Origin of the sequence: Kribbella sp., from assembly GCF_035687465.1 — a bacterium.
Lineage (GTDB): Bacteria > Actinomycetota > Actinomycetes > Propionibacteriales > Kribbellaceae > Kribbella.
The window spans coordinates 1-17,128 of sequence record NZ_DASRXP010000477.1 but is presented as its reverse complement, the minus strand read 5'-3'; the positions used below and the strand labels follow the sequence as shown (position 1 = coordinate 17,128).

Here is a 17,128-nt window from a genome sequence, read left to right as displayed (position 1 = left end):
GGAGATCAATCATGCGTCGTCGTTCGAAGATTCTCGCCGCACTGGCAGCGGTAGCGCTGCCCATATCCGTGACCGGCGTGTCGTCCGGTGGTCCACCTCCGGCCGTCGCCTCCGTCGCCGGCCCGGCGTCCCAGGCCGCGGCCTTCAAGGCCGCTTCGCAACAGTACGGCGTACCGGAGTCCGTGCTGCTCGCTGTGTCCTACGCGGAGACGCGGTGGGATGACCACCAAGGCGCTGCGAGCACGTCCGGTGGCTACGGCCCGATGCACCTCACTGCCGGCGACCCGACGACGGTGACCGACCTGTCCGGCGGAAAGAAGCTGGGCAAGGCCGACTCGGCGTTGACGCTGTACAAGGCGTCCGACCTGACCGGTCTGGATCCCGTTGCCTTGCGCAAGGACGTGACCGCTAACATCGCCGGCGGCGCCGCAGTACTCGCGTCGTACCAGCGAACGCTCGGCCTGCCGACCGGTGCCGACACCTCCGCTGCCGATTGGTACGGCGCCATCAGCTCGTACGCCGGTGCGTCGGACCGAGCAGGCGCATCCGCCTTCGCCGACGACGTCTACACGATCCTCGCCCAGGGCGCGGCCCGTACTACGAACACCGGCCAGCAGCTCGTGATGCCTGCGGAGAAGGTGACTCCGGCCAAGGACCAGCTCGCCCGTACGTCGTTGCCGGCGGCCCCTGCAACACCCAAGGCTGCCACCGAGTGCCCGGCCGACCTGGCTTGCGAGTCGTTGCCGGCGCCGTACCAGGAGACGACTCCTGGTGACTACGGCAACCATGACCTGGCGAACCGGCCCAAGACCGGCAAGATCGACTACATCGTCATCCACGACACCGAGGGTGGCTGGCAGGGCACTCTGAACCTGGTGCAGGACCCGACGTACGTGAGCTGGCAGTACACGATGCGGTCGTCCGACGGCCACACCTGGCAGCACGTGGCCGCCAACGACGTCGCCTGGCACGCGGGCAACTGGTACGTGAACATGCACAGCATCGGGATCGAGCACGAGGGCTTCGCGGCCCAGGGTGCGACCTGGTACACCGAGGCGCTCTACCGCAACTCGGCCAAGCTGGTCCGCTACCTGGCGAAGAAGAACAACATCCCGCTGGACCGGGCGCACATCCTCGGCCACGACCAGGTGCCGGGCACGATCCCGTCGACGGTCGCGGGGATGCACTGGGATCCGGGACCGTACTGGGACTGGGAGCACTACTTCAACCTGCTCGGCGCGCCGATCTACGGCTTCAGTGTCTTCCCGGTCAAGGCCGGCTCGCTCGTGACGGTGAAGCCCGACTTCGCCAGCAACGTGCAGGTGGTGACCGACTGCACGGGCGCTGGAACCACCTGCGCGCCGCAGGGCACCAACTTCGTCTACCTCCGGCAGTCGCCGGATGACGCGGCTCCGCTCGTCAAGGACATCGGGTTGCGGCCGAACGCGTCGGCATCGACCACGCAGGTGTCGGACATCGGTGCCCGCGCGGCAGCCGGCTCGCAGTACGTGGTCGCCGAGCGGTCGGGTGACTGGGTGGCCATCTGGTACCTGGGTGCCAAGGCCTGGTTCAAGAGCCCGCGCTCAGCACCGGACGCCTTTGCCAAGCCGGGGCTGGTGGTGAAGCCGAAGGCGGGCAAGACCACTGTGCCGGTCTACGGGCGCGCTTACCCGGAGGAGGCGGCTTACCCGACGGGTATCCCATACCAGACGGTGACGCCGCTGCAGTACACGATCGGCGCGGGGCAGGCCTACCCGGTCAGTGATGTGAACATCGAGACCGACTACTACCGCGCAGTGACGTTCGCCGGTGCACCGCCGACCGACCACGTGCAGGTCATCGGCAAGGACCGCTACTACCAGATCTGGTTCGGCCACCGCATGGCGTATGTCCGCGCCGCCGACGTAGATCTTCGCTTGGCGTACTAAGTGGCTGACGAAGCCGTCCAGCAACTGTTGGACGGCTTCGTCACGTCCATCCGGTCGGTGCTGCCGGTCCGAGCCGTCTGGGTCCACGGCTCGCTGGCGCTCGGGGACTTCGTGCTGGGGCGAAGCGACTTCGACCTGATCGCGGTGCTGGAGTCGCCGGTCGTGGATCCGGCGCCGTTGATCGAGGTCCATCGAGGTCTGATCAAGGTGACGCCGCTGGCGGCGAAGCTGCACTGCACCTATGTACCGGTGGGCGACCTCGGCGATGCTCGCCAACGGCATCCGACCTTCGCGCAGGGCCGGTACGTCGACCGTCCGGTGACGCCGGTCGGTTGGCGAGAACTGACCCTCGGGGACCTGAGCTGCTACGGACCGCCGCCCTCGTCGTTGCTGGCGGCAACGAGCGACGAGGAGCTGGCCGCGTTCATCCGCCAGGATCTGCGGGAGTTCTGGTATCCGGTCACGGCCAAGCGACTGCCTTGGCGCCGCGACATCTGGGTGGACCTGGGCCTGGTGACGTTCGCGCGGGCGGCGACGACCCTGGCAGCACAACGGTTGATCACCAAGCGGGAGGCGCTCGACCTGCTGCCGTCGCTCGGTGCGCCGGCCGCGGTGGTGCGAGACATCGAGGCCCGGCGGTACGGCCCGGCCGCCCGGGTTCCGCTGCGATGGCGGATCGAGCGCGCCGGGCTGACCCGCGCGTTTCTGCGGACCGAGATCCCGCTCGTTGTCAGTTGACGACTGTCGGGGTGCCGTTGGTGAGGCTGAGCAGTTCCTTGTAGGTGGTGGGGAAGACCGAGTGGGGGATACCGGCCGCGGCCCAGACCACGTCGTACTGCTCGAGCGCCGTGTCGACCAAGGTGCGCACGGGGCTTGGGTGACCGACCGGGGCGACGCCGCCGATCGACTGGCCGGTGTGCTCCTTGACGAACTCCGGGGTGGCGCGGCGGAGCTTGCCGATGCCGAGTTCGGCCGTGAGCTTCGCGGTGTCGACCCGGTGCGCGCCCGACGTCAGGATCAGGACCGGCGAACCGTCGCCGTCGAAGATCAGGCTGTTCGCGATCGCGCCGACCTCGCAACCGAGCGCCGCCGCCGCGGCGGCCGCGGTCGGGACGCCTTCGTCGAGGATCCGGATCTCACCGGTTGCCCCGGCTGCCGCCAGGGCATCGGTCACCTTCTGAACATTGGGATGAGTGCTCACGCTGCAAAACCCTACTTCTGGTAGATCGCGGCCAGCCGCCGGTAGGCGACCGGATTGCTCAGCAGATCGGTGTTGTCCGCGAACTGGTCGATCGAGCCGACCAGCTCCAGCTTCCGGAGCAGGGGATCGCGCACCTGGTCCAGGCAGGCCTGCGCGAACCGGCCGGCCGCGATCACCATCGCCGGCCGCTCGTGGAACTGCCTGGGCGTTGGGTCCACCTCGTCGGTGATCCCCAACGCGTTGTGCCTGCGTCCGACCAGCCCGTACGCCGTCGTCAGCGCGCGCTCGCGATCCACGAGCGCGTCCGCGGCGACTGCTTCCGCCAGGACCCGGTCGAGCCCGTCGTCCTGCGGGAGCCGGACGAACGCAGTACCGAGCCATTTCGTGTACGGCGCGTAGGTGCGTTCCATCAGCAAGGTGAGTCGCATCAGGTCGCGGGTCAGGCGTGCTGTGACAACGCGGGAGCCGAGGTGGTCGCCGACCTCGTCCGTGCGCTGGACGAATGTCTCCTCCTCGGCGATCCGGGACCACTGGCAGGCGAGCAGCCAGAGCCACAGCTCGTCCGGGTACCACGTCAGCACGTCGCGAACCGGCTGAAGCCGGCCGTCATCGGCGTACACGGATCCGGCCACAACGCCGAGCAGCTTCTGCTGCGGGGTGATCAGCCAGTCCTCCGTCCTGAGTCCCGCGGTCGGGTCGAAACCTAGGTGGTCCGTCAGCCAGGCGGCGAGGGTGGACACCTTGACGTGGTGCATGTCCTCCTGGGTGTCCCATCCGAAGCGGACGGCGTGGCCCCGGTAGGTCTCGGGGAGGCCCTCCTCGACCAGCTTCGTGACGCGCTCCACCTCGTCGGCGTCGACGAAGACGTTCAGGCGCGGTCCCCAGCCGTGATCCGTCGACCGGGCCGTGTCGTAGCCGAGGACATCCGAGCCCCAGCCGAGCAGACCTGCCGCGTACGGCGTATCGCCGAGCACGGGCCGGATGACGTCGGCATGGAACCCGGCACCGAGTTCTCCGGCCGGCAGGAACTCGTCGCTGGTCATGGCGCCGACCCTAGTGGTGGCCCCGCTGGACCACACCCGGGTTTTCGCCGCCGGAAATTGTCGGTGGCACCGTCAAGGATGAGGTCATGGACAACGCGGGAGTGCCGGGGGACCGGGCGATCGGAGCGGGCGCGGCTGCGCGTCCCGTTGACGATTGTCGGCGGGCGGCGCTACGCTTCCAGTGTTCGAACAGATGTTCGATTGACGCCGATCCGGTTTCGTCGGGAGACGGGGACGGCGTGATGAGGACAGCTGCTCGGCCCCGGTGCGGAGTTGCGGCCGCAGCGGAAACCGGTGGTCCCGGTGGGCCGGGCGCCGTGGTGGACCTCGACCCCCACCAGGCGCCCACCCACCGGGCCGCTGACCAGGGGAAGTTCGCGCACAGGAGGCGATGGAACATGTGGGAGTTCGACGAGTCCGTTGAGGTGCGTTCGGGCGTCGTGGACGGCATCGAGTCGCCGGAGCAGTTCCTGTGGCGCGGCCGGCTCTGGCGGGTCTGCTCCGTCGAGGCGAGCTGGGTGGAGACCGCCGCCTGGTGGGAGCGCGGTGTGATCGGCTCCGGCGTCGGCGCGGCCACCGCGACCGCCGTGGCGGGATCGTCCGCGGCCGTCGGGGTGCTGGATGCCGATTGGGGACCGCAGCGAGCGGTCTACCGAGTGGAAGCAGGCTGCGGCCGGCATGGGCGTCGCGAGATGTTCGACCTCGCGCACGACCCTGACTCAGGCCGCTGGCAACTGGAGAGGGTGACGGACCGATGACAGTTTCACCGGTTTCCCCGGCAGCCGCCGGATCGGCCAGTCGCGAGCTGACTCGCGCACGGCTGGCGCTTGCCGAGGCACGCGAGGCCGACGACCACCTGATCAAGTACTCCAGCGCTCACGTGGCGGCGCTGCGAGTCGCGGCCGCGGTGCTCGCGGTGCGGGCCCGGCCGGTCCGCTCGGGTCCGCGTCGCCGTGTCCAGCGCAACGCCTGGGTGCTACTGGCCGAGGTCGCGCCGGAGTTCGGCGAGTGGGCGACGTACTTCGCCGCCGGTGCGGCCCAGCGTGCGGCCGCCGAAGCGGGGTTGGAGCGTGCGGTCAGCACTCGCGAGGCCGACGATCTGATCCGCGCCGCGGAGACGTTCTACGACCTGGTGGACTCCAGCCTCCACCTCACTGCGCAGTCGGTCCTCCCCGAGGCCTCCGACCCGCAGTCAGTCCTCGCTCAGCCCTGGATGCAGGCCAGCTAACGGCCCGCGTCGCTCTAGCGGGTGGCGAGGATGTGAAGCTGGGTGGCGATCGCCCGGAAGGCGGGGTGCTGGCTGGCCGCGCGTTCCAGTTCGGCGAGGGCTTCGGCTGCACCGGGTTCGGAGTCGACGAAGGCCGACGGGACCAGGTCCGTGAAGGTGCGGACACCGTGAATGGTGTGGACCATGAAGCCGGCCTCGGCGAGTTCGGCGGACAGGGTGGCTTCGTCGAACCGTCGCGGCATCGGGTCGGCTGAACCCCAGCGGCCGTCGGGGTCCTGCAGTGCGGCCCGCGCTTCGGTGAGATGACCGGCGAGCGCCCGGGCCAGGACGACGGCGTTGCGTTGGGCGACCAGCAGGCTGAGGACGCCGCCCTCACGGAGTACGGACGCCATCGCGTGCAGGGCCTGGGCGGGATCGTCGACGACCTCGAGCACCCCGTGACACAGGACCGCGTCGGCGCTCGACTTCCCCGCGAGGCCGGGCAGTTCGGCCGCGTCGCCCTGCACACCGCGGACCAGTTCACTGACACCTTCGTCGCTGGCGCGGCGTTCAAGCGAGGCCAGCGCGTCCGGGCTGGGATCCACCACGGTGACGCGATGTCCTTCGACGGCGAGCGGTACGGCGAATCCGCCGGTACCACCGCCCAGGTCGACGATGTCGAGGCCGGCTCCCGGATCGATCCGTTCGCGGCCGGCCAGGGCCACCCGGAGAGCCTCGGCGACCAGCGCCGTTCGTACTGAGCGGCGACGTCGGTCGACCATCCTGAGTGCCCTCCTCGCCAGCGGATTCCAGTGCGCCCCACACCCTACTTCCCAGCCGAGGTGGCTCCGACGTGGCTCCGGGCTGGCGCTGGAGTGTCTGTGGCAGTGGTGTGTCCGGTTACGGGGCGTGGTGGCGCGGCGGGGGAGTCCGTGCTCGGCCGGCGGCGACGATCCACGGGGCGCCCCCGGTGGGGTGCGCGGTTGAGGCTTGAACTGTGGGGTAAAGATGGATTCGTCATCGGTTTAGGTGGTCGTCACAGCCCGGAGTTGCCGGACCGTGACGCGCGGGACAGGCGGTCAGGGTTTCGTGGACCGTTCCATCGGCCTAGACTGGGATCGGCCTATCGAGAACGTGCTCACCATGGAGGGATCGACGGTGCCCCTCTCGGAAGAAGAGCAGCGCCAGTTCGAACAGCTCGAACGCGCCCTCGCTGCGGAAGACCCGAAGTTCGTCTCCGCCATGCGAGGGACAAATGTGCGCTTGTACTACAAGCGCCGGGCAGTGCTTGCCGGCGTTGGATTTGTGCTGGGCATCGTCATTCTGATGGCCGGCGCGATCATCCCGAACACCATCATCGGAGTCATCGGCTTCGTGGTGATGGTCGCCGGCCTTTACATCGCGGCGCTGAGCATGAAGCGGATCAGCAACGCGGGCGACGAGGATGACATCCCACCGCCGCCCCCGCCGTCCAAGCGGAGCCGCACGAGACACGAGTCGTCCGGCAGCTTCATGGAGCGGATGGAAGACCGCTGGCGTCGTCGCCGCGACGAGGACCTCTGACCGCGCGCACAGCCGGCCGGCCCTGAGCCGCACCCGAACCACACCCGCGCCTTCGCCGGGTGTGGTTCTCTTTACGCCCCACCAGGCGGCGGTTCAAAGGATCTTGGAACTGAGAGAGGCCGGCAGCGGGTGCTGCCGGCCTCTTTTTGCGTCGCGTGGATTCAGTTGGCGTGGCGGCCGGTGCGGCGGAACAGGACGATGGAGCGCAGCCGGGCCAGCAGCAGGTCGAAGTCGTCCAGCAGGTCGGACGCCTCGGCGCTGCCCCGGTTGAGGTACCAGCGCCACGACCGCGGCAGCATCCGTGCCCTCCACCGGTTCGAGAGTTTCGCCTGACCCCACAGGGCCTTGCGAACCGCGGCCGTTTCGGTTCGGAGATCCACGGCCACGTCGTCGACGCCGGCGTACCGGACTGCTTCGAGGCCGCGGGCGAGGCGTCGCGCCTGCGGATGGACGTCATCCGGCAGTTTGGTGTTCAGCCATTCGCCGAGTTGGCGTGGGGTCGCGCTGTCGGACCAGTCCAGGCCCAGGTCGCGTGCGGTGTCGCGGATCTCGGCCCAGAGGCCTTCGACCCCGGCACGGCCCGGTGGACGAGCGAACCGCTTCCGCCTGGTCAGCGACCGGATCAGCCAGGGGATGCAGAGCAGCAGCAGCGCACCGGCGACCCCGGCGATGATCTTGCCACCGCCGTTGGTGAACCAGTTGCCGGTGTCGATCACGGCGACGCCGTTGTCGTCCGGCAGGTTCCGGTCGGTGTTCGGCTTGTCGATGTTCGGGTCCTGGGTCTGGCCCGGGGTGGTGGCGCCCGTGGTCGGAGCCGTCGTGGGGGTGTCGATGCCCGACGCGGCCGCCTCGGTCCAGCTCGGGGTGTTCGAGACCCGGGCGGAGGGAGTCGGCTCGAAGCGGACCCAGCCGGCACCCTGGAAGTAGAGCTCCGGCCACGCATGCATGTCGTGCATCCGGACGATGTGCTCGCCGTTCTTGCCGGGCTGGCCGGGCAGGAAGCCGATCCCGACCCGCGCGGGGATGTCGAGAATGCGGGCCAGCAATGCCATGCCGGTGGCGAACTGCTCGCAGTACCCGGTCTTGTTCTCGAGCAGGAACGCCTTCAACGCGCCCATCCCGCTCTTGCCGCTGGTGTCAGTGCTGTAGGTGAAGCCACCGTCGGTGCGGAACCACTCCTGCAGCAACACCGCCTCCTGGAACTTGTTGCCCTTGGCCTCGACGGTGAGGTCCTGCGCCAGCCTGCTGAGCTCCGGCGGCGTTCGGTTGGGGACCTCGCTGGTGTACTGGTCCGGAGCGCCGGTGGTGATGCTGTCGCGCAACTGCTCAGGCGTTGGCTGCAGGTCGTACGCCTCCAGGCTGTAGTCCTTGCCGCCGACCACCCGCCCGTTCGTGGAGACGACATCCAGCGCGTTCGGGTCGTACTTCCAGGTGTTCTTCAGCGAGATCGACTGCAGCGGATAAGGCACCGGGGCGAACTGCGAGCGGAAGTTCGTGCTCACCTTGATGGTCAGCTTGCTGGTCGGAACCTGGCCGAGATCACCGGTGAAGCCCGGAGGGGCGCTCAGGTCGCTGTTGGTGATCTTCTGCCCGTCGGGACGCGGCGCGATCCGCCAGGTGTTCCCGTCGAACAGGTCCAGCGCGGTCAGCCGCAGGTAGGTCCCCCCGGCCGGGCCACCCTTGTAGGTCAGGGCGGTGACGTTGTCGCCACGCTTCAGGTTCTTGCCCATGTCCAGCATCGGGTCGGTCGCCGAGATGGAGGCGCCGACCCCGGTGCCGGTACCGCCACCGGCCAGACCGTTGCCGACGACACCTTCCGGCAGGGCCGGTAACAGAGCGGGCAGCAGCGCGGCCAGCGCGATGACACTCAGGCCGATCCGGCGGCCGGCCTGACCGAGTGCCGAGGCCTCGATCGGTTCGGACGCGTCCAGATGCGAGACACCGGAGATCCGTCGTCCCCAGCGGCTCAGCCTGGTCCGGCCCTCGGCCGACAACAGCACGATGTAGCCGACCGCGGGCGGGATGAAGAGCAGTGCGGGCAAGCCGCCGTGCACGGTCGCGGCCGGCACCGTGTACATCGTCAGCAGCAGGAGCCCGGACCACGCAGCCTGCCGAAGCTGTACTGCGATCAGGTGGATCAGCAGCCCGGTGGCCGCGATCACCGAGACGGCGAACAACAGCAGGTGCGAGTCCTCGGGCAGCGGCGCGCTGAAGCGGTTGATCGAGTCCATCGCGTTCACCATCTGCTGGTTGAACTCGACGGCCGTGTCCCGCCAGGGCAGCACGCCCCACTTCAGCGTGTCGCGCAGGAAGAAGAAGGAGAGCAGTTCCACCAGCACAGCGAGCTGCACGACCGGTACGACGAACCTCGGCGCCCGCCAGTTCTGCAGCAGGATGCCGACCCCGGTCACCACACCGCAGAGGAACGCGCTGATGAAGAAGAACGGCCCGGAGAAGACCGGTGTTAGTACCAGGGAGCCCAGCACAGTGGCCCCCCAGGCGGCGAGGGAGATCCTGACGTGGCCGGTCATGCGATCCTTCCGCTCCGCAGTCCGAGAGTGGACCACACGGTGGGGAGATGGTCACCGCGCTGCACTCTGGCGACTCGCCAGCCGTTGCGGCGCAGTTCTTGTTCGGTGGCGTCCGTGGCTGTGGTCAGCCTGGCCGCCTTCTCGGTGCCCTCGGCACCGACCGCCCAGCTCGCCGCGTCCAGCAGCAGCGCGACGCCGGTGGCCTGACTGGTCCGCCACCTGTTCAACGCGGTGATGTCCTCGGAGTTGCAAGCTCCGACGATGGCGATCACCAGACTCGGCTCCTGGATGTTGCGGTCGACGGTCAGCAGCGGGCCGATCTCGGCGTACTTGTGTTCCTCCACCGTCGCGCACTCGGTCAGCAGTTGCTGGTTCGTCAGCGGCTGGTGGATCGCGGTCGAGCTGCGGTGGTTGATCGCGGACAGCGTGGTCGGTCCGCCCAGCAGAGTGGTCACATAGCCGCGGCGCAGCCGGTCGGCCCCGACCGAGGCGGCCGCGCTGACCGCCCACTCGAGGCTGGACGAGGGCCCGTGCCCGTGGTGCGAGATGGACCGCGCGTCCAGGAAGATCGAGCACCGGCTCTGCCAGGGCTGCTCCTCGCGGCGCACCATCAGCGATCCGCGCCGGGCGGTCGAGCGCCAGTGCACCCGGCGGAGGTCATCGCCGTCGCGGTACTCCCGCACGGTCGCGTCCTCCTCGCCGGCCGCGGCGATCGCGCGCGGGCGGTTCTCGCCGGAGCCGGCCCGCTCGGCACCGAGCCGGATGTCCGGCAGCTTGAACACCCGCGGCGTGACCAGCAGGTGCTGGCTGCGGGCGAACGTCCGGCTGGTCTCCACCAGGCCGAACGGATCAGCGACCGTCAGCATCAACGGCCCCACCTGGAACAGCCCACGGACGTCCGACTTCACCGGATAGGAGACCGTGCGCTTCCAGTTCGGGCTGACGCGGTCGACCACGAACCTGGGCCGGTGGCCCAGTACATAAGGAATGCGGTCTTCCAGCAGCAACAGCCCAGCCGGCATCCGGCCCTGGTTGCTCAGGGCGAGCTCCACCGTCGCCTGGTGACCGACCGGGACCTGATCCGGACTCAGGCTGCGCCGAACTTGCAGACGCAGCCTGGTCCTGCCGACCACCAGGGCGGCGACGAGTGGCAGAGCGACCAACAGCACTCCCACTCGCAGGAGATCCTTCTGGCCGAGCAGCAACGCGCACAGCGACGCGGTGATACCGGCTGCGACGAATGCCCGCCCCCTGGTGGTCAATCCGCGCAGTGCCTGCCGCATGTCTCAGTCCCGACGGTTGCGGGGCAGCGGCACGGAGGCCACCAGCCCGGAGATGATGTCGGCCGCACCGCGGCCACCAAGATGAGCCTCCGCGGCCGGCAGCACCCGGTGCGCCAGCACCGGAACGGCCAGCTCCTGGATGTCGTCCGGCAGCACGAACTCGCGGGCGTCCAGAGCAGCAGCTGCCCGGGCGGCCCGGATCAGGTGCAGCGTGGCCCGTGGGCTCGCACCCAGCCGCAGCTCCTGCGACCTTCTGGTGGCGCCGGCCAGCGCGACGGCGTACTCCTTGACCGACTCGGACACGTGCACCGAGTGCACTGTCTTCACCAGCCGCAGGATCTGCTGTCCGTCGGTCACCGGCTGCAGAGCGGCCAGCGGATCGGCCGCCGCGTGCCCGTCGAGCATCCGGAGCTCGGCGGCCGGCTCCGGATAGCCCATCGAGAGCCGGGCCATGAAGCGGTCGCGCTGGGCCTCGGGGAGGGGATAGGTCCCCTCCATCTCGATCGGGTTCTGCGTCGCGATCACCATGAACGGCGCCTCGAGCTGGTACGTCGTGGTGTCGACCGTGACCTGGCGTTCCTCCATCGACTCCAGCAACGCGGCCTGCGTCTTCGGCGAGGCCCGGTTGATCTCGTCGCCGACCACGATGTTGGCGAACACCGCGCCCGGCTTGAACTCGAACTCGCGGTTCTCCTGGTTGAAGACCGACACGCCGGTGATGTCCGACGGGAGCAGGTCCGGCGTGAACTGGATCCGCCGCACGGTGCAGTCGATCGACTTGGCCAGTGCTTTCGCGAGCATCGTCTTACCGACGCCCGGTACGTCCTCGATCAGTAGATGTCCCTCGGCGAGTAGCACGGTCACTGCTACCTCGACGACATCGGGTTTGCCTTCGATAACTGTCTCGATGGCTCGGCGGACCCGTCCCGCCACCTCCGTCAGCTCGTCGAAATCCATGGCCGAGCTGGTCGCGGTGGTGCTCACCCTAGGTCCTCCCCATTGATTGATGGCCGAATCATTCTGACCCGGGGTCGGGGTCGGGCCTAGTTTTCGGCTCGTTTCGTTACCAGTCGTTTCGGTCGCCATCGAAATGCCCCTCACCCGGTGTTGCCGATCTGTGACCTCCAGCGTACGGGGGAGCGAAACGGCGCGTATTTGGTTGACGGTGGGGCAAAGTGGAGTAAGGTGGAGCGCAGTGGTACTGAAATGGTGGAAAGAGCTCGACCTGAAGTCGGCGAGTCCGCAACGGGGAGGTGGAGCGTGTTCCTCGGAACGCACTTCCCCAAGCTCGACGACAAGGGACGGCTGTTCCTACCGGCGAAGTTCCGCGACGACCTTGCGGAGGGCCTGGTGATCACCCGTGGACAGGAGCGGTCGCTGTTCGTGTGGCCCGAAGCGGAGTTCGTGCAACTGACCGAGCAGCTGAAGCAGGCGCCGATCACCAACAAGGGTGCTAGGGACTATCTGCGGATGTTGTTCGCCGGTGCCTCCAACGAGGTACCGGACAAGCAGGGCCGGGTCACCATCCCGCCGATGCTGCGCGATTACGCAGGACTGGATCGCGACTGTGTCGTCATCGGGGCGATGAACAGGGTGGAGATCTGGAACACGGAGAGCTGGAACACGTACTCCGCGGAGCAGGAGCAGGCATTCGCCGACCTGTCCGAGGAGGTGCTGCCCGGCATCTTCTGAGGTAGCCCGCGAGAGCGCCGGACGTCCGGTGAGATCACGGGTCCGACTTCCGACCTGAGTGTTGGCGCCACTTCCCCGGCGCCAAGGCCGACAGGTACTTCCCCGGAAGGCGAACCCGCGATCTGACCGGACGAGCCGCTCCACCTGGCTCCACCGCACCATCCCGCCCCGCACCAGCAGGACCGAAGAGCAGTAACAGAACCCGCGAGGGCAGGGTCGCTCCCGCGGCTAGGGAAGGGTCGAGATGGACGGTGCTGAGCGCGGTGCGCAGGGAACGGTGGGCTGACGCCATGCCGAATCCTGGGCCGACTCCCGAGCCCTCCTCGCGCCACGTCCCGGTCATGCTCGACCGCGTCGTCGCCCTCCTCGGTCCCGCGCTCACGCAGCCCGGTGCCGTCCTGGTCGACGCCACCCTCGGCCTCGGCGGTCACTCCGAGGCGTTCCTGCAGCGGTACCCCGAGGTCCGCCTGATCGGCCTCGACCGCGATCCCGAAGCTCTCCGCCTGGCCGGCGAGCGCCTCGCCCCGTACGCCGAGCGCATCACGCTGGTGCACGCCGTGTACGACGAGCTGCCGCAGGTGCTGGCGGATCTCGAAGTCCCCGCCATCGACGGGATCCTCTTCGACCTCGGTGTCTCCTCCATGCAGCTCGACGAGGCCGATCGCGGTTTCGCCTACGCGCAGGACGCGCCGCTCGACATGCGGATGGACAACACCGCGCCGACCACGGCCGCGGACATCCTGAACACCTACAGCTCGGCCGAGCTGGCCCGCATCCTGTTCCAGTACGGCGAGGAGAAGTTCTCCCGCCGGATCGCAGACCGGATCGTCAAGGCCCGCGAGACCGAGCCGTTCACGAACAGCGCCCGGCTGTCCGAGCTGGTCCGCGACGCGATCCCGCAGGCGGCCCGTCGGACCGGGGGACACCCGGCCAAGCGGACCTTCCAGGCGTTGCGGATCGAGGTCAACGGCGAGCTCGAGGTACTGCGGCGCGCCCTGCCGGCCGCGGTCGCCTCGCTCGCGCTGCACGGCCGGATCGTGATCATGAGCTACCACTCACTGGAAGACCGGATCGCCAAGCAGACGCTGGCGGCCGCGACCAAGTCCGACGTGCCCGATGACCTGCCGGTGATTCCGGCCGGCCACGAGCCGTATCTCAAGCTGCTGACGCGTGGTGCCGAGCGGCCGACCGATGAAGAGCTCGTGGCGAACCCGCGGGCCACCTCGGTGCGGGTCCGGGCGGCCGAGCGGGTCCGCGAGAAGGGCTTGGTGGCCTGATGAGCACAGTGTTCAGTCCGTCGAAGGCGCGGGTCACTCCGTCGCCGGCGGTCAAGTCGGAGCCGAAGCTCAGAGTCGTCTACGGCGCGCCGTTCCGGCCGCCGCGGATGCCGTTCGTCATTTTCGTGGTGTCGCTGCTCGCGGCCGGTCTGGTCGGGTTGCTGCTGCTCAACACGGAACTGCAGCGCGGCACGTTCCAGGTGACGGCGCTGAACCAGCAGGCGGATGGGCTGCGCGACCAGCAGGAGCAGTTGGAGCGGCAGGTACGCACGCTGGAATCGCCGCAGAACCTGGCGGACCGGGCGCTGCGGATGGGCATGGTGCCGAACCCGAACCCGGTGTTCCTCCGCCTGTCCGACGGCAAGGTCCTCGGCGTACCGGAGGAAGGCAAGGCCGGTACCGGCGCCGCGATGTTCGGCCCCGGCACCCCGACCAAGCCCAAGCCGTCCACCCCCGCCACCCCCAAGCCCCCGGCGAACACACCTAAGCCGCCGGCGAACACCACGAAGCCGCCGGCGAATACGACGAAGCCGCCAGTAGGTACGACAGGGGCTCAGACCAACACACCGACCGGGGGCTGATGGGATGACGGAGCGACGGGGCAACGAACCGCCACGCAGACGTGGCGGCGAACCCGAGCGGGGAACTCCACCCCGCAAAACCCCGTCGCGCCGTCCAGCCCCTACAGACAGCAAACGCTCCACCCCACAGCGTCCCGCTAGCGAAACCGGCAAGCCGCCGCCCGCCCGTCGGCCCAACAACACAGGCGCCTCCAGCCCAGCCGCTCCCCGCAAGGCGAGCACTGGCAAGGCGGGCGAACGCCCGAGCCGCAAGAGCGCGAGCGATGCGCGCCCGAACGGCAGCGGCGTGCGTGCGAGTACCGAGTCTTCAGGTCGAGCTGCGCGAGATGCGCCACGCGCCGCTGGTGCCGGCCGGGGCAGTGGCGGCAGCGGGCGCTCCAGCACTGAATCTTCTCGTCGGGGTTCGGGGGAGCAGGCGCGGCGGGTTGCGAAGAAGGCAGCGGCTCGGCCTCGGAAGGCTGGGCAGGGTGGTGATGCTCGCCCTTTAGCGCGGCGGGTTGGGCCTGAGGGGGGTCCGCGGAAGGCTGTTGCCAAGAAGGCAGCGCCGCCGCGGAAGCGGAAGCCGCAGAGCAGACGGCCGCCGGCTCTTAAGAAGAGGAAGCCGAAGCGCCCGCCGCGGACCCTGAAGCTCGGGCGTCCCGCGCTGCGGTTGCGCGTCACGTTCGGCGTGATGGCGTTCGTACTGTCCCTGTTCGCCGGTCGCCTCATCCTGCTGCAGGGTGTCGACCCGGACTCCTACGCGCTCGCCGCGTCCAAGGAGAACACCAAGCCTTTCCTCCTGCACGCCTCCCGCGGCGACATCCTCGACCGCAACGGCGTCCCGCTGTCCGTCTCCGAGGACGCCGTGGCGATCACCGCCGACCCCTCCCAGACCAGCAAGGTCGCGCCCGAACTGGCCGCTGTCCTGGCCCCCAGACTCTCCGGTACTACGTACGACAAACTCGTGGCAGCGATGACCAAGAAGGGCAGGTTCGTCTACCTCGCCCGCCAGGTCAGCCCGCAGACGTGGAACCAGATCGAGGCCGAGCTGAAAGCGCAGAACAAGACGCGCTCGGAGGCGGACCAGCCGCTGCTCGCCGGCCTCTACACCGAGGACGACCCGATCCGCAGCCACCCGAACGGCACCATCGCCGCGAACGTGGTCGGCGTGGTCGGTGCCGAGGGCAAGGGTCTGGCCGGGCTCGAGTACGGCCTGAACGACAAGCTGTCCGGCCAGGACGGCAAGGCCATGTACGAGGTCGATGCCAAGGGCAACAAGATCCCGAACGCCGACCACACCGTGGAAGAGCCGAAGCCGGGTCAGACCGCGCAGCTCACCCTGGACGCGGATCTGCAGTGGTTCGCGGAGAAGCGGATCGAGCAGGCGGTGAAGCAGTACAAGGCGGAGTCGGGCGCGGTCGTCACGATGGACGTGAAGACCGGCGAGATCCTGACGATGGCGAACTACCCGACGTACGACCCGAACAAGCCGGTGAAGTCGGGCTCGCTGAAGAACCCCGCGCTGGAACAGGTCTACGAACCGGGCAGTGTGCAGAAGGTGGTCACCATGGCCGCCCTCGCCGACGCCGGCCTGATCTCGCTGGACACCAAGCTCAAGGTGCCGGGTTCGTACACCGTGCAGCGCCGGACGATCAAGGACCACTGGGACCACGGCAACCTGAACCTGACCATCGCCGGCGTGATCGCCAAGTCGTCGAATGTCGGCACCATCATGGCCGCGCAGCAGATGCCGATCCCGGACTTCGTGCACTACCTGAAGAACTTCGGCTTCGGCGAGCCGACCGGACTCGGCTTCCCCGGCGAGAGCCGCGGCCTGATGCCGCCCGGTGACGAGTGGAGCGAGCTGACCCGGTCGAACGTCGCGTTCGGCCAGGGCCTGTCGGCCAGCGCGGTCCAGATGACCGCGGCCGTCAACGCTGTCGCCAACGGTGGGGTCTACGTGCCGCCCAAGCTGGTCAAGGACTACGTCGGCGCCGACGGCACCGCAGTACCGACTGAGTCCGGGCCGTCGCGCCGGGTGGTGAGCGAGTCCGCCGCCAAGCAGGTGGCCACGATGATGGAGTCCGTCACGGCCAAGGGCGGTACTGCGACCCAGGCGGCCATCCCCGGCTACCTCGTCGCGGGCAAGACCGGTACTGCGCAGGAGGTGGACTCCAAGTGCGGTTGCTACAGCAAGTGGGCCACGTCGTTCGCCGGGTTCGCCCCCGCGGACAACCCGCGCTTCGTCACCTACGTCGTCCTGCAGAACCCGACCAACGGGCGCAGCGGTGGCGGCCAGGGCGGCCCGGTCTTCCGCGATGTCATGAGCTACGCCCTGCAGAAGTACGCCGTACCGCCGACCGGCGCCAAGCAGCCCGACGTTCCGCTGACCTGGTGATCACCAAGTCTGCGGAACGACGAGTCAGATTTGCTCAACGGCCGGGACGGCGTCGGTCAGTTGCCGGACCGCGTCGGCGGTCCAGGCTCCCGCGGTGATCACGACGACGTGGTCGGCTCCCAGGTCGGCGAGCGCGGCGCACCGCCGGCTGAAGTCGGCGGACGACTCGCCGGGCTCGAGGCGGGTCGCCACGGTCTTGATGATCTCGGCGTAGTCCCGGCCCACGGCGTCGCAGTGCTCGGCCAGGATCGCGAGCTTGCGCTTGATCGTCGCGCCGCCGTCGGGGATGTCGGGCAGGTTGCAGGCCTGGGCGTACTGGGCCACGAGCCGCAGCGTCTTCTTCTCGCCCATCCCGCCGACCATGATCGGCGGGTGCGGCCGGGTGACCGCGGCGGGACTGTTGATCGGGCGTTCGAGGCGGTTGCGGACTCCCTCGAACGCGGTC

The 17,128-nt window shown here is 68.9% G+C and carries 16 protein-coding genes; 9 read left to right on the top strand and 7 right to left on the bottom strand.

Annotation, left to right across the window (positions count from 1 at the left end; genetic code table 11):
- Positions 1–11: 11 nt before the first annotated feature.
- Positions 12–1,928 carry an N-acetylmuramoyl-L-alanine amidase gene (locus tag VFG33_RS25090; protein WP_325055401.1) on the top strand — a complete coding sequence of 639 codons (1,917 nt, stop codon included), beginning with the start codon at positions 12–14 and terminating at the stop codon, positions 1,926–1,928.
- Positions 1,929–2,666 (top strand): hypothetical protein, encoded by a 738-nt coding sequence (locus tag VFG33_RS25085; protein WP_325055400.1) that lies wholly within the window; start codon positions 1,929–1,931, stop codon positions 2,664–2,666. It abuts the gene before it with no gap.
- Here the strand turns inward: VFG33_RS25085 and VFG33_RS25080 are convergent.
- Both VFG33_RS25080 and VFG33_RS25075 read right to left on the bottom strand, forming a co-directional pair.
- Positions 2,659–3,129 (bottom strand): YbaK/EbsC family protein, encoded by a 471-nt coding sequence (locus VFG33_RS25080; protein ID WP_325055399.1) that lies wholly within the window; start codon positions 3,127–3,129, stop codon positions 2,659–2,661. The genes VFG33_RS25085 and VFG33_RS25080 overlap by 8 nt on opposite strands.
- Before the next feature lie 11 nt (positions 3,130–3,140).
- Positions 3,141–4,172, bottom strand: a complete 1,032-nt coding sequence (locus VFG33_RS25075) for a DUF4037 domain-containing protein (protein WP_325055398.1) — start codon at positions 4,170–4,172, stop codon at positions 3,141–3,143.
- A gap of 398 nt (positions 4,173–4,570) precedes the next feature.
- On the opposite strand from VFG33_RS25075, the gene VFG33_RS25070 reads away from it, so the two are divergent.
- Positions 4,571–4,930, top strand: coding sequence for a DUF6504 family protein (locus VFG33_RS25070; RefSeq protein ID WP_325055397.1), 360 nt, complete (start codon positions 4,571–4,573; stop codon positions 4,928–4,930).
- A complete protein-coding gene (locus VFG33_RS25065; protein ID WP_325055396.1) occupies positions 4,927–5,400 on the top strand; it encodes an SAV_6107 family HEPN domain-containing protein in 474 nt (157 codons plus the stop codon). The genes VFG33_RS25070 and VFG33_RS25065 overlap by 4 nt, the downstream gene beginning before the upstream one ends.
- Before the next feature lie 14 nt (positions 5,401–5,414).
- Here the strand turns inward: VFG33_RS25065 and VFG33_RS25060 are convergent, their stop codons facing one another.
- On the bottom strand, positions 5,415–6,161 hold the full coding sequence (locus VFG33_RS25060; protein ID WP_325055395.1) for a class I SAM-dependent methyltransferase: 747 nt from the start codon (positions 6,159–6,161) through the stop codon (positions 5,415–5,417).
- 307 nt (positions 6,162–6,468) lie between these two features.
- Here VFG33_RS25060 and VFG33_RS25055 point away from each other — a divergent pair, with 307 nt between their 5' ends.
- Positions 6,469–6,942, top strand: a complete 474-nt coding sequence (locus tag VFG33_RS25055; protein ID WP_325055394.1) for an SCO2097 family morphological protein — start codon at positions 6,469–6,471, stop codon at positions 6,940–6,942.
- 161 nt (positions 6,943–7,103) lie between these two features.
- On the opposite strand, the gene VFG33_RS25050 is transcribed toward VFG33_RS25055, so the two are convergent.
- Genes VFG33_RS25050 through VFG33_RS25040 form a run of 3 tightly spaced genes read right to left on the bottom strand, consistent with a single transcriptional unit; the run spans position 7,104 to position 11,713 of the window.
- Positions 7,104–9,473: a transglutaminase TgpA family protein gene (locus tag VFG33_RS25050; protein WP_325055393.1), complete on the bottom strand. Its 2,370-nt coding sequence runs from the start codon at positions 9,471–9,473 to the stop codon at positions 7,104–7,106.
- On the bottom strand, positions 9,470–10,756 hold the full coding sequence (locus VFG33_RS25045; RefSeq protein WP_325055392.1) for a DUF58 domain-containing protein: 1,287 nt from the start codon (positions 10,754–10,756) through the stop codon (positions 9,470–9,472). Before VFG33_RS25045 ends, VFG33_RS25050 begins: the two co-directional genes overlap by 4 nt.
- A 3-nt stretch (positions 10,757–10,759) precedes the next feature.
- On the bottom strand, positions 10,760–11,713 hold the full coding sequence (locus tag VFG33_RS25040; RefSeq protein WP_325055423.1) for an AAA family ATPase: 954 nt from the start codon (positions 11,711–11,713) through the stop codon (positions 10,760–10,762).
- A gap of 303 nt (positions 11,714–12,016) precedes the next feature.
- On the opposite strand from VFG33_RS25040, the gene mraZ reads away from it, so the two are divergent.
- The 4 genes from mraZ (at position 12,017) to VFG33_RS25020 (ending at position 16,683) form a co-directional block, all read left to right on the top strand.
- Positions 12,017–12,448: a division/cell wall cluster transcriptional repressor MraZ gene (gene mraZ / locus VFG33_RS25035; RefSeq protein WP_325055391.1), complete on the top strand. Its 432-nt coding sequence runs from the start codon at positions 12,017–12,019 to the stop codon at positions 12,446–12,448.
- 290 nt (positions 12,449–12,738) lie between these two features.
- Entirely contained in the window at positions 12,739–13,725 is a 987-nt protein-coding gene (gene rsmH, locus VFG33_RS25030) for a 16S rRNA (cytosine(1402)-N(4))-methyltransferase RsmH (RefSeq protein ID WP_325055390.1), read from the top strand.
- On the top strand, positions 13,725–14,306 hold the full coding sequence (gene ftsL, locus VFG33_RS25025) for a cell division protein FtsL (RefSeq protein WP_325055389.1): 582 nt from the start codon (positions 13,725–13,727) through the stop codon (positions 14,304–14,306). The genes rsmH and ftsL overlap by 1 nt, the downstream gene beginning before the upstream one ends.
- 670 nt (positions 14,307–14,976) lie before the next feature.
- Entirely contained in the window at positions 14,977–16,683 is a 1,707-nt protein-coding gene (locus VFG33_RS25020; protein WP_325055388.1) for a peptidoglycan D,D-transpeptidase FtsI family protein, read from the top strand.
- A 24-nt stretch (positions 16,684–16,707) separates the two neighbouring features.
- Here VFG33_RS25020 and VFG33_RS25015 read toward each other — a convergent pair.
- Positions 16,708–17,128: LLM class oxidoreductase (locus VFG33_RS25015; RefSeq protein WP_524538148.1), on the bottom strand; the 421-nt coding region annotated here is incomplete at its 5' end.

Bases quoted from the DNA above. Each gene is read 5' to 3' on its own strand.
- VFG33_RS25090 (WP_325055401.1), top strand. From the start codon at position 12: ATGCGTCGTCGTTCGAAGATTCTCGCCGCACTGGCAGCGGTAGCGCTG.
- VFG33_RS25075 (WP_325055398.1), bottom strand. From the start codon at position 4,172: ATGACCAGCGACGAGTTCCTGCCGGCCGGAGAACTCGGTGCCGGGTTC.
- VFG33_RS25070 (WP_325055397.1), top strand. From the start codon at position 4,571: ATGTGGGAGTTCGACGAGTCCGTTGAGGTGCGTTCGGGCGTCGTGGAC.
- VFG33_RS25065 (WP_325055396.1), top strand. From the start codon at position 4,927: ATGACAGTTTCACCGGTTTCCCCGGCAGCCGCCGGATCGGCCAGTCGC.
- VFG33_RS25060 (WP_325055395.1), bottom strand. From the start codon at position 6,161: ATGGTCGACCGACGTCGCCGCTCAGTACGAACGGCGCTGGTCGCCGAG.
- VFG33_RS25050 (WP_325055393.1), bottom strand. From the start codon at position 9,473: ATGACCGGCCACGTCAGGATCTCCCTCGCCGCCTGGGGGGCCACTGTG.
- VFG33_RS25045 (WP_325055392.1), bottom strand. From the start codon at position 10,756: ATGCGGCAGGCACTGCGCGGATTGACCACCAGGGGGCGGGCATTCGTC.
- VFG33_RS25040 (WP_325055423.1), bottom strand. From the start codon at position 11,713: ATGGATTTCGACGAGCTGACGGAGGTGGCGGGACGGGTCCGCCGAGCC.
- rsmH (WP_325055390.1), top strand. From the start codon at position 12,739: ATGCCGAATCCTGGGCCGACTCCCGAGCCCTCCTCGCGCCACGTCCCG.
- ftsL (WP_325055389.1), top strand. From the start codon at position 13,725: ATGAGCACAGTGTTCAGTCCGTCGAAGGCGCGGGTCACTCCGTCGCCG.
- VFG33_RS25020 (WP_325055388.1), top strand. From the start codon at position 14,977: ATGGCGTTCGTACTGTCCCTGTTCGCCGGTCGCCTCATCCTGCTGCAG.